This window comes from Streptomyces sp. NPDC058157 (genome assembly GCF_042884105.1).
Lineage (GTDB): Bacteria > Actinomycetota > Actinomycetes > Streptomycetales > Streptomycetaceae > Streptomyces.
Genome location: NZ_JBHVUQ010000037.1, coordinates 41,477 through 52,405 on the forward strand (window position 1 = coordinate 41,477; position 10,929 = coordinate 52,405).

The window sequence follows — 10,929 nt, forward strand, 5'->3', positions numbered from 1 at the left end:
GAGCCCCGCCTCCCCCGCAACCCCGGCCACGAGCGCTGCGGCCGCCCCCGAGCGGGCCGAGAGCCGCAAGCCCGTGATCCTGGCGGTGGACGACGACCCGCAGGTGCTGCGGGCGGTCCGCCGGGACCTGCGCAGCGCGTACGGCGACCGCTACCGGGTGCTCGGCGCCTCCTCCGCCGCCGACGCCCTGAAGATCCTCGACTCCCTCGACGAGCGCGGCCACGACCCCGCGCTGTTCCTCGTCGACCAGCGGATGCCCGACGTCACCGGGGTGGAGTTCCTGCTGGAGGCGGTCAGCCGGTTCCCGGACGCCCGGCGGGTGCTGCTGACGGCGTACGCGGAGACGGACGCGGCCATCACCGCCATCAACCGGGTCCGGCTGGACTACTACCTGCTCAAGCCCTGGGACCCGCCGCACGAGCGGCTGTTCCCGGTCCTGGACGACCTGCTCTCGGACTGGCTGGCCACCTACCGGCCGGCCTACGACGGGATCATCGTCGCGGGCCACCTGGTCTCCCCCGGCACCCACGCCGTGCGGGACTTCTTCACCCGCAACGGGCAGCCGTTCCGCTTCCTGAACGTGGAGCGGGACCCCGAGGCGCTGACGGTGATCGCCGACGCGCAGGCGGGGGCGGCGCTGCCGCTGGTGCGCTTCCCGGACGGCTCGGTGCTCTCCGCCCCGACCGACACGGAACTCGCCCGGCGCCTCGGCCTGTCCACCACCGCCTCCCGCCCGCACTACGAGTGCGTGATCGTCGGCGCCGGCCCGGCGGGCCTGGCAGCCGGGGTGTACGCGGCCTCCGAGGGGCTGTCCACGCTGATGCTGGACTCCCGCGCCCCGGGCGGCCAGGCCGGCACCTCCAGCCTGATCGAGAACTACCTCGGCTTCCCCTCGGGCCTCTCCGGCGGGGACCTGACCCGCCGGGCCACCATCCAGGCCTCCCGCTTCGGCGCGGAGATCCTGCACCCGGTGGAGGTGGTCTCCCTCACCCGGGACGACCCGGCGAAGATCCTGACCCTGGCGGACGGGACGGAGATCAGCGCGGAGACGGTGCTGCTGGCGACCGGGGTCTCCTACAACCGCCTGGAGGCCCCCGGCGCGGACCGCTTCGAGGGCGCGGGCCTGTACTACGGGGCGGCGACCACGGAGAGCTCGGCCTGCATCTCCCAGCACGTGTTCATCGTGGGCGGGGCCAACTCGGCCGGGCAGGCGGCGGTGCACTTCGCCAAGTACGCGGCCCGGGTGACCATCCTGGTCCGCGCGGCCTCCCTGGACGCGAGCATGTCCCGCTACCTGATCGACGAGATCGAGCGCACCCCGAACATCGAGGTGAAGGTCCGCACGACCGTCACCGCCCTGGACGGCGGGGAGCACCTGGAGCGGATCACCCTGCACGACGCGGACACCGGCGAGGACCGGGAGGTCCCGGCCCGGTTCATGTTCACGTTCATCGGGGCCCGCCCGCACACCGACTGGCTGTCGGGGGTGGTGGAGCGCGACGAGTACGGCTTCGTCCTCACCGGCTCCGACCTGATCGCCAACGGCGGGGAGCTGCCGGCGGAGTGGAGCCTGGAGCGCGCCCCCTATCCGCTGGAGACCAGCGTCCCCGGGGTGTTCGCGGCGGGCGACGTGCGGGCCCACTCGGTCAAGCGGGTCGCCTCCGGCGTGGGCGAGGGGGCGATGGCGGTCTCGCTGATCCACCGCTACCGCTCGATGGGCTGACGCCGAGAGCGAACGCCCCGGCCCTTGCGATCACGGGGAGACCGGATGCAACGTTGATTACATGATTACAGCCGAACGGAGCGAGAAGCTCCGCGCGTGGTTCGCCGAGCGCCTGCCGGTGGACGTCTACGAGTCCCTCGTCTCGGTCACCGTCGACCGGGAGGAGATCACCGTCGTCGGGGCCGTCCCGGCCTCCGAGTCGGTCAAGGAGTTCCGCGAGCGCACCCGCGAGCAGCGCATGGAGGTGGCCCGCGAGGCCGAGGAGCTCTACCGCCGCAAGGTCGCCTGGGGGGTGAAGTCGGGTGAGGAGACCGTCCTCTTCACCCACCTCGCGGTCCCCGTCATGACCCGGCTGCGCCAGTCCGAGCGCCAGGTCCTCGACACCCTGGTCGCCGGCGGGGTGGCGCGCAGCCGGGCGGACGCCCTGGCCTGGTGCGTGCGCCTGGTCGGGGAGAACACCGACGAGTGGCTGCGGGAGCTGCGCGAGTCCCTCGACAAGGTCCGCCAGGTGCGCGCGCAGGGCCCCGACATCCAGAAGTCTCAGCCGGAGTGACGGAAATCCCCACCGGGCACTGATGATCCCGGAAAGTATCCGGGACGACCTGATCCCAGGGAGAGGCACGCACACCATGACCACCACCGTCGAGTACATCCGCTACCGGATCGCCTCGCAGGACCAGCAGGCCTTCGAGGAGTCGTACGCCCGCGCGGCCGAGGCCCTGGCCGCCTCGCCCGAGTGCATCGACTACGAGCTGGCGCACAACACCGAGGACACCGAGCGGTACATCCTGCGGATCCGCTGGACCTCGGTCGACGCCCACCTCAACGGCTTCCGCAAGGGCGAGCACTTCCCGGCGTTCTTCCAGGCGATCCGCCCGTACGTGACGAACATCGAGGAGATGCAGCACTACGCCGTCACCGACGTGGTCGGCCCGGGGAAGGCCGCCGGACAGTCATGAGCACCACGCCCACGATCTACGAGTGGATGGGCGGCGCGGAGGCCATGCGCCGCCTCACCGACGTGTTCTACGGCCACGCCCTGCAGGACGAGGTCCTGGCCCCGGTCTTCGCGGGCATGGACGCGGAGCACCCGCAGCACGTCGCGGTCTGGCTGTCGGAGGTCTTCGGCGGCCCGGCCGACTACTCGGCACACCACGGCGGCCACATGCACATGGCCACCAAGCACCTGGGACGCGGCATCACCGAGCGGCAGCGCCGCCGCTGGGTGGACCTGCTGCTGGACACCGCCGACGAGGTCGGCCTCCCGACGGACCCCGAGTTCCGGGCGGTGTTCGTCTACTACATCGAGTGGGGCACCCGGATGGCCCTGATCTACTCCGGCCCCAACCCGCCTCCGGTGGACGCGGCCAAGATCCCGGTCTGGTCCTGGGGCCAGACCCCGCCGTGGATCCCGAAGGCGAAGGACGAGTGAACGAGCAGGCCCCGCGGCCCGGACGGGCGCGGGGCCTGCCGCACGTCCCGCGGCCCCCGGTCAGCGCGCCAGGACCACCGTGAGCGGCGGCGCCCCCTCCTGCCCCCGCCAGAAGTCCACGGCCTCCTCCAGGACCTCCCCGAGCGTCTCCCAGTCCTCGGTCCGCTCGGCGGCGTACCCGCGCCAGGAGGTCACCGCCAGCAGCCGCCCGGGGGCATCCGGCAGCCAGGACAGGTCGACCAGGGCGTCGGCCAGCGCGTCCCAGTTGCCGCCGAACCACTCCGGCACCCGCAGCGCCGACGCGCAGCGCCGCATCAGGGCCGCCTTGCCGCGCACCCCGTCCAGGTCCAGCCGCAGGGTCGTCCAGCCGGCCTCCTCGGCGGCGGCCAGGGCGGGGGCGAGCGGCTGCGGGGCGAGGGTCATCGGAGGACCGCCTTGAAGGTCTCGTAGTGGTCGTCCGTGTAGTAGAACTCCCCGCCCCCGCCGGTGATGATCCGGCGGGCGCCGCGGTCACGCGACCCCGGGGTCCTGACCGTGTACTCGTGGTAGTAGCCGCGCTTCTGCTTCGGCAGGACCTTCTCGAAGTTCCCGAAGACGGTCCCGTCCTGCCGGTACGGGTACGGGCCGCCCTTGTCGATCAGCGCGAGCACCTCGCGGGCCTGCGGGGGCAGCGCGTCGGCCCGTACGGTGGCCATCCCCTTGGCCCAGGCGGGGGCGGGGGCGGCGGTGCCCGCGGCGGACGACGGCCGCGCCGGGGCGGCCCCGCCGCCGCAGCCCCCCAGGGCGGCGGTCAGCGCGGCGCACAGGAACAGGGCCCCGAGCACGCGCGACAACGACCGGGGCACGCTCCTGAGGATCATGCCCTGATCGTGCCAAACATCCGATTCGGTGGCGAATCGCCCGGCGGGGTCAGAGGAGGGACATCTTGCCGTAGGGGCTCAGGACGCGCTTCTGCACGGACCCGAAGTCGACGAGGACGGCCTCTTCCTCGACTCCGATGACCCGGCCGAGGCCGTGCTGGTCGTGACTGACGCGGTCACCCACGCCGAACCGCCTCACCGGCGGTTCCACGGGCGCCCTGAACGGGCTGGACGGCAAATGGCGGCGAGGTACTGCTGATTTGGTCATTGACGTCAGTATGCGCCCACGGGGCCTCCCGGGGGCCGCCTCCGACGGTCTCGATTGCAGCACCATTCGCGGGGCCGGGACGGTCAGTCGTCCGGGTCCGCCCGCTCCAGCGCCGGCCGCAGCCCCGGGGCGGACTCGGTCAGCAGGTAGTCCGCCACCGCCGTGTCCGTCACCAGGCTGGTCACGAGCCCGGAGCGGAGCACCGCGCCGATCGCGGCGGCCTTGCGCAGACCGCCCGCGATCGCCACGACCTCCGGGATCCGGCGCAGCCGGTCGGCCTCGACCGTGATGCACCGCTCGCCGAGGTCGCGGCCGACCCGGCGGCCCTCCGCGTCGAACAGGTGGGCCGACATCTCGGCCGCCACGCCCAGGGAGGCGTAGTGCGCCCGCTCCTCGTCCGTGAGCATGTCGTGCACGGTCGAGATCCCCGGCTCCCAGGAGCCGATGGACACGGCCGCCACGGTGACCTTGTCGAAGTACTCGAAGGCCCGCGCGATGCCCGTCTGGTTGCGCAGCGCCGCCGCCGTCGCCGGGTCGGGCAGCAGCATCGGGGCGTAGATGGGGTGCGCGTCCCCGCCGGAGACCTGGGCGGCGCGCCGCACGGCCTCCACGGAGCCGCGCTCGGCCGTCCCCGCGTCGTACACGCCGGTCAGCTGGACGACCGTGCACGGAGGCAGCCGGTGCAGCGAGGCGGCCATGTGGATCGTGGACCGCCCCCAGGCCAGACCGAGGACGTCGCCCTCGTTGACCAGTTCGCCCAGCAGGTCGGCCGCGACCGCCCCGAGGTTCTCCGGATCGGGCGCGTCCTCGCTCGCGTCAGCCGGGGACTCGACCACGACGGCGTGCCGCAGCCCGTACCGGGCGCGGAGCGCGTCGGAGCGCTCCGCGTCCAGTTCCGCCGGTACCCGGATCTCGATGCGGACGAGGTCGCGTTCGAGGGCGGTCTCCAGGACCCGGGCCACCTTGAAGCGGCTCACGCCGAATTCCTCGGCGATCTGGATCTTGGACTTGCCCTCCAGGTAGAAGCGGCGCGCCATGGCCGCCGCCTGCACCAGCTCCGCGGGTCCCATCCGCAGGGCTGACCGTCCCGCCGACATTGCAGACACCGCGCTCTCCTCACTGCTGTTCACACTGTCGTGTTCACACTCTCGACTCGCCGTTCATCCTGTCAGATCCAGCGGCCATTGATCAGCCTGGACGACATCCGTTCACCGAGCCGTTCACCAACGATCCGCTCAGTGGTCACAAGCCCAGGGCGCCGCGGCGATCGCCGCACCCGCCTGGTCACGCAGAGTCCGCACCGCGGCGGCCGGATCCACCGCCCCGTAGACCGCGCTTCCGGCCACGAACACGTCGGCGCCGGCCTCCGCGACCCGCTCGATGGTGGTGGCGGACACCCCGCCGTCGACCTGGAGCCACAGGTCCAGTCCGTGCTTGGCGATCAGCTCACGGGTCCGGCGGACCTTGGGCAGCATGATGTCGAGGAAGGACTGGCCGCCGAAGCCGGGCTCGACGGTCATGATCAGCACCATGTCGAGCTCGGGGAGGATGTCCTCGTACTGCTCGATCGGGGTGCCGGGCTTGAGCGCCATCGCCGCCCGGGCGCCCAGGGCGCGGATCTCGCGCGCCAGGCGCACCGGGGCCGCCGCGGCCTCGGCGTGGAAGGTCACCGAGCCGGCGCCCGCCTCCACGTACTGCGGCGCCCAGCGGTCGGGGTCCTCGATCATCAGGTGCAGGTCGAGCGGGGTCTCCGTGGCACGGCTCAGGGACTCCACGACCGGCACGCCGAGGGTGAGGTTCGGGACGAAGTGGTTGTCCATGACGTCGACGTGCAGCCAGTCGGCCCCCTCGACGGCCCTGGCCTCCTCGGCGAGACGGGCGAAGTCGGCGGACAGGATGCTGGGATTGATCTGAACGGCCATGCCCCAAGCCTGCCATGCCCTCGGGCACTTCCGGCCACGGCCCCGGAACTCGCGGTTTCCGTAGCGCTGCTTAAGTGACCACCGCGTCGGCGCGTGCCCGTCCTTCGCGGTCGGGCGGGACCGGGGACACGTGCCCGCCCCGCGCCGGTGTCCCCCGTGCGCGGCGGGCGGTCCGCGGGACAATGACCGCCCCACCGCCCCTGGAGGACTGTGTGAAGACGGCCCTGACCAACGCCCGGGTCTTCGACGGCCGGCGGCTCCTCGAACCCGCCACCGTCGTCGTCGACGGCGGGCTGATCGCCACCGACCCCGGCGGGGCCCGGGTGGTCGACGCCGGGGGCGCCGTGCTCCTCCCCGGGCTGATCGACTCCCACGTCCACCTGCACGGCCCCGAGAACCTGCGGCAGCTGCGCGACCACGGCGTCACCACCGCCCTCGACATGGCCACCTGGCCCCCGGCCCTGGTCGACTCCCTGCGCGCCGTCCCCGGGCTCACGGACATCCGCAGCCCCGGCGCCCTCGCCATCGCGGCGGGCGGCCTGCACTCCCGGATGCCCGGGATGCCGGCGGACAGCTTCGTCACCGGCCCCGAGGACGCGGAGCGCTTCGTGGCGGCCCGGGTGGCCGAGGGCGCGGACTACGTCAAGGTCGTCGCCGAGCGGCCCGGCCCCGGCGCCCTGGACCAGCCCACGCTCGACGCCCTGGTCGCCGCCGCGCACGCGCACGGCCGGCTCGTCGTCGCGCACGCCGCCGCCTTCGAGGCCTGCGCCATGGCCCAGGAGGCCGGCGCCGACGTGCTCACCCACGTCCCCGGCGACCGCCCCCTCGACGCGGCCTCGGCGGCCCGGATGCGCGCCGCCGGGCGGGCCGCCGTACCGACCCTGACGATGATGGAGGGCCTCGCGGCGGCCGGGCTGCCGGGCGTGGAGTACGCGCCGGCCCGGGCGAGCGTCGCCGCCCTGCATCGGGCCGGGGTACCGGTCCTCGCCGGTACGGACGCCAACGCCACCCCGGGGGTGCCCTTCACCCCGCCCCACGGCAGCAGCCTCCACCACGAGCTGGAACTGCTCGTGGACGCCGGGCTGACGCCCCTGGACGCCGTGCGCGCCGCCACGGTCCTGCCCGCCCGCCACTTCGGCCTCACCGACCGCGGCGCGATCCGCCCCGGCCGCCGCGCCGACCTCGTCCTGATCGACGGCGACCCCCTCACCGACATCCGCGCCACCCGCCGCGTCCTACGCGTCTGGTGCGCGGGCGTGGAGCACGTCGCCGCCGGCTGAGCCCCGCTACGCGGTGCGGCGCAGGAGGGCCAGGTACATCGCGTCCGTGCCGTGCAGGTGCGGCCACAGTTGGACGTCCGGGCCGTCGCCGAGGGCCGGTACGCCCTCCATGTACGGGCGGGCGTCGATCAGTTCGGCCGCCACCGGGAGGTTGCCGGCGCCGCGGCCCTTGAGGACGTCCTCCACCACGACCCGGGTCTCCGCCAGGTGCGGGGAGCAGGTGGCGTAGCCCACGACGCCCCCGACCCGCACCGCGGACAGGGCCTCGCGCAGCAGGGCGCGCTGGAGCGGCGCGAAGCCCTCCAGGTCCTGCGGGCGGCGCCGCCAGCGGGCCTCGGGGCGGCGCCGGAGCGCGCCCAGACCGGAGCAGGGCACGTCCATCAGGACCCGGTCGAAGGAGCCCGGGCGCCACGGCGGGCGGGTGCCGTCGGCGGCGATGACCTGGTACGGGCCCGGGTTGCCGGCCAGCGCCCGCTCCACCAGGCGCGCCCGGTGCGGCTGCTTCTCGGAGGCCAGCAGGAACGCGCCCCGCTGCGCGGCCAGCGCGCCCAGCAGCGACGCCTTGCCGCCCGGGCCCGCGCAGCCGTCCAGCCAGCGCGCGTCGGCGCCCTCGACCGGAGCCGCCGCCAGGGCCATGGCCACCAGCTGGCTGCCCTCGTCCTGCACGCCGGCGCGGCCCTCGCGGACCGCCTCCAGCGCGCCCGGCTCGCCGCCCTCGGCCATCCGCACCGCGTACGGGGACCAGCGGCCCGGCAGCGCCGACTCCTCGCCGAGCGCCTCCACCAGTTCCTCGGTCGTGGACCGGCCCGGCCGGGCCACGAGGGTGACCTCGGGCCGCTCGTTGTCGGCCTCCAGCAGGTCCTCGATCCCGGCCCGCCCGCCGCCCAGGGCGTCCCACAGGGCGCTGACCACCCAGCGGGGGTGGGAGTGGTAGACCGCGAGGTGCTCCTCGGCGTCCTCGTCGTACGGCGGCGCGACCCGCTCCAGCCAGCCGTCCAGGTCGTGCGCGGCGATCTTGCGCAGGACGGCGTTCACGAACTTCGCCCGCCCGTCGCCGAGCACCACCCGGGCCAGCTCCACGCTCGCCGAGACGGCGGCGTGCGTGGGGATGCGGGTGCCCAGCAGCTGGTGCGCGCCGAGCGACAGGACGTCCAGGACCGGCGGGTCCACCTCGCGCAGCGGCCGGTCGACGCAGGCGGAGATGATCGCGTCGTACGTGCCCTGGCGGCGCAGGGTCCCGTAGACCAGCTCGGTGGCCAGGGCCGCGTCGCGGGCCTGGAAGGACTCGTTCTGGCGGGCCTTCTTGAGCAGCGGGGGCAGGACGAGGTTGGCGTACGCGTCGCGCTCGTCCACCGCCCGCAGCGCCTCGAAGGCCAGCATCCGGACGGGGTCCTTCTGGGGCCGGCGGTAGGGCTTGGCCGGCCGGCCGCCGGAGGCGGGGCTGCGGCGGGGCTGGGGGGACTTTTCGCTCACGTGGAAGGTGCTCCGGAGGTACGAGGTGCTTCGGGGTTCCGCGGTGTTCACGGGTACTGCGGACGCCCCCGGCCTGGCGGGGGCGCGGATGGAATCAGCCTACGTCGGTCCCGCCCAGGCGCTCGCCGGGAGCGATGCGCACCCCGCGGGCCCAGTCGGCGCCCTTCATCGGCTTCTTGCCCTGCGGCTGCACCCAGAGCAGCTCGACGGCGTGCGAGCCGGTGCCGACGTACACGTTGTTCTTGGCCGGGGCGAGGACGCCCGGGGCGAGGTCGGTGCGGTCGGGGACCAGCCCGACGGAGATCAACTTGAGGCGCTCGCCGCGGAAGACGGTCCAGGCGCCCGGCGCCGGGGTGCAGCCGCGCACGACGCGGTCGGCGCGCAGCGCGGGGGCGTTCCAGTCGACGCGGGCGTCCTCGACGGTGATCTTCGGCGCGAGGGAGACCCCGTCGGCGGGCTGCTCGACGGCGCGCAGGGTGCCGTCCTCGATGCCGTCCATGGTCGCGGTCAGCAGCCCGGCGCCGGCGAAGGCGAGCCGGGTCAGCAGGTCGCCGCTGGTGTCGGTGGGGCGGACGTCCTCGGTGAGCACCCCGAAGACCGGGCCGGTGTCGAGCCCTTCCTCGATGCGGAAGGTGGAGGCCCCGGTGACCTGGTCACCGGCCATGATCGACTGCTGGACGGGGGCGGCGCCGCGCCAGGCGGGCAGCAGTGAGAAGTGCAGGTTGACCCAGCCGTGGACGGGGATGTCGAGGGCGCTCTTGGGGATCAGGGCGCCGTAGGCGACGACGGGGCAGCAGTCCGGGGCGATCTCGCGCAGCCGCTCCTGGAACTCCGGGTCGCGCGGGCGGACCGGCTTGAGGACCTCGATGCCCGCTTCCTCGGCGCGCTCGGCCACGGGGCTGGCGACCAGCCGCCGGCCGCGGCCGGCCGGTGCGTCGGGCCGGGTGACGACGGCCGCGACCTCGTGCCGCCCGGAGGCGATCAGGGCGTCCAGGGCGGGCACGGCGACCTCGGGGGTGCCTGCGAAGACGAGCTTCACTGGGGTCCTACCTCGCTATCTCGGCGTCAGCAGCGGTCCAGTCTAGGGGGCGTGGTCCCCCGGGCCCACCTGCGGGATCGGGGGCGTACGCACACACGCGCGCCTCTCGCATATGCCGACACGCCCCCAGGGCGTGACCTGGGCGCACGTTGGCGCGTTGGTCAAGAGAGATTGACCGAAACGGGCCGCGATTCTGAACGGTGTCTGCGGCCCGATCCGCTCTTAGCACCGGTTCGAGAGGCTTCTCCATGGCCGACCACGCCACCCACGACGCCCAAGCACGGGCCAGCCTGCACCTCCTGGTGCGGGACATCGAGCGGGTTCGCCGGCAGGTGGACGCACTGCGTACGCTCACCGCCCAGCTCGGCAACGTGTACCGCCCGCGCCGCTCCGGGCCCTCCACGGGCTTCGTCGTCTACGGCAGGGCCCCCGCGCCCACCGTCCGCCTCGCGCAGGAGCTGCGGGACAGCGTCGAGACGCTCGTCACCGCGGCGGTGGACTTCGACCGTTCCCTGGGCTTCTCCTGGGACGCGGTCGGGTCGGCGCTCGGCGTCACCAAGCAGGCCGTGCACCGTCGGTACGGGGCGCGGCGGGCGCAGGCCGCGGAGGCGGCGGAGCCGGTGGCCGAGGCCGGCGCGACCCGGACGCTGGGGCCCCTGCCCACCATCCCGGCGGCCCGCTCGGTGCCGCCGCAGCCGGTCCGCGAGGACGCCCAGGCCGCGGCCGCTCAGGGGCCCCGCCAGTCGGCCTTCCCGGGGCCCCGCAACGGCTGACCGGCCCCCGCCGCCGGGACGCCGACCCCCGACGGCACCGGCCCCGCCGCCCCCTCCGGGTGGCGGGGCCCTGCGGGGCTGTCCCCCACCCGCCCTTCGCCCGTTCCCTGGGGCCCCGCCCCAGACCCCCGCGCCTCAAACGCCGGCGGGGCTATCCAT

At 74.4% G+C, this 10,929-nt stretch carries 13 protein-coding genes; 6 read left to right on the plus strand and 7 right to left on the minus strand.

Annotated features, from left to right (window positions below; genetic code table 11):
- Positions 1–73: 73 nt before the first annotated feature.
- From ACFVXK_RS12455 to ACFVXK_RS12470, 4 genes are all read left to right on the plus strand, one after another.
- Positions 74–1,723: an FAD-dependent oxidoreductase gene (locus ACFVXK_RS12455; RefSeq protein ID WP_389611483.1), complete on the plus strand. Its 1,650-nt coding sequence runs from the start codon at positions 74–76 to the stop codon at positions 1,721–1,723.
- Between the two features lie 61 nt (positions 1,724–1,784).
- Positions 1,785–2,276 carry a hypothetical protein gene (locus tag ACFVXK_RS12460; protein WP_389611473.1) on the plus strand — a complete coding sequence of 164 codons (492 nt, stop codon included), beginning with the start codon at positions 1,785–1,787 and terminating at the stop codon, positions 2,274–2,276.
- Positions 2,277–2,352: 76 nt separating this feature from the next.
- The gene (locus ACFVXK_RS12465; protein WP_385526576.1) at positions 2,353–2,682 is read left to right on the plus strand and encodes a putative quinol monooxygenase; all 330 of its coding nucleotides are present in this window, start codon (positions 2,353–2,355) and stop codon (positions 2,680–2,682) included.
- On the plus strand, positions 2,679–3,155 hold the full coding sequence (locus ACFVXK_RS12470; protein WP_389611474.1) for a group II truncated hemoglobin: 477 nt from the start codon (positions 2,679–2,681) through the stop codon (positions 3,153–3,155). Before ACFVXK_RS12465 ends, ACFVXK_RS12470 begins: the two co-directional genes overlap by 4 nt.
- Before the next feature lie 60 nt (positions 3,156–3,215).
- Here ACFVXK_RS12470 and ACFVXK_RS12475 read toward each other — a convergent pair whose 3' ends face one another.
- From ACFVXK_RS12475 to rpe, 5 genes are all read right to left on the minus strand, one after another.
- The gene (locus ACFVXK_RS12475) at positions 3,216–3,578 is read right to left on the minus strand and encodes a barstar family protein (RefSeq protein ID WP_389611475.1); all 363 of its coding nucleotides are present in this window, start codon (positions 3,576–3,578) and stop codon (positions 3,216–3,218) included.
- Positions 3,575–4,015 (minus strand): ribonuclease domain-containing protein, encoded by a 441-nt coding sequence (locus ACFVXK_RS12480; protein ID WP_389611476.1) that lies wholly within the window; start codon positions 4,013–4,015, stop codon positions 3,575–3,577. The genes ACFVXK_RS12475 and ACFVXK_RS12480 overlap by 4 nt, the downstream gene beginning before the upstream one ends.
- A gap of 49 nt (positions 4,016–4,064) precedes the next feature.
- Complete coding sequence (locus ACFVXK_RS12485) at positions 4,065–4,283, minus strand: hypothetical protein (protein WP_389611477.1); 219 nt, start codon at positions 4,281–4,283, stop codon at positions 4,065–4,067.
- A gap of 83 nt (positions 4,284–4,366) precedes the next feature.
- Positions 4,367–5,380 (minus strand): sugar-binding domain-containing protein, encoded by a 1,014-nt coding sequence (locus ACFVXK_RS12490; protein WP_344159804.1) that lies wholly within the window; start codon positions 5,378–5,380, stop codon positions 4,367–4,369.
- A gap of 138 nt (positions 5,381–5,518) precedes the next feature.
- On the minus strand, positions 5,519–6,205 hold the full coding sequence (gene rpe / locus ACFVXK_RS12495) for a ribulose-phosphate 3-epimerase (RefSeq protein WP_389611478.1): 687 nt from the start codon (positions 6,203–6,205) through the stop codon (positions 5,519–5,521).
- Between the two features lie 182 nt (positions 6,206–6,387).
- Between rpe and ACFVXK_RS12500 the strand changes: the two genes are divergently transcribed.
- A complete protein-coding gene (locus ACFVXK_RS12500; protein WP_389611479.1) occupies positions 6,388–7,485 on the plus strand; it encodes an amidohydrolase family protein in 1,098 nt (365 codons plus the stop codon).
- Positions 7,486–7,491: 6 nt separating this feature from the next.
- On the opposite strand, the gene ACFVXK_RS12505 is transcribed toward ACFVXK_RS12500, so the two are convergent.
- On the minus strand, positions 7,492–8,958 hold the full coding sequence (locus ACFVXK_RS12505; protein WP_389611480.1) for an RsmB/NOP family class I SAM-dependent RNA methyltransferase: 1,467 nt from the start codon (positions 8,956–8,958) through the stop codon (positions 7,492–7,494).
- Between the two features lie 94 nt (positions 8,959–9,052).
- Complete coding sequence (fmt, locus tag ACFVXK_RS12510; RefSeq protein WP_389611481.1) at positions 9,053–9,997, minus strand: methionyl-tRNA formyltransferase; 945 nt, start codon at positions 9,995–9,997, stop codon at positions 9,053–9,055.
- 248 nt (positions 9,998–10,245) lie between these two features.
- Here fmt and ACFVXK_RS12515 point away from each other — a divergent pair, with 248 nt between their 5' ends.
- Positions 10,246–10,770, plus strand: coding sequence for a hypothetical protein (locus ACFVXK_RS12515; protein ID WP_389611482.1), 525 nt, complete (start codon positions 10,246–10,248; stop codon positions 10,768–10,770).
- Positions 10,771–10,929 lie beyond the last annotated feature (159 nt).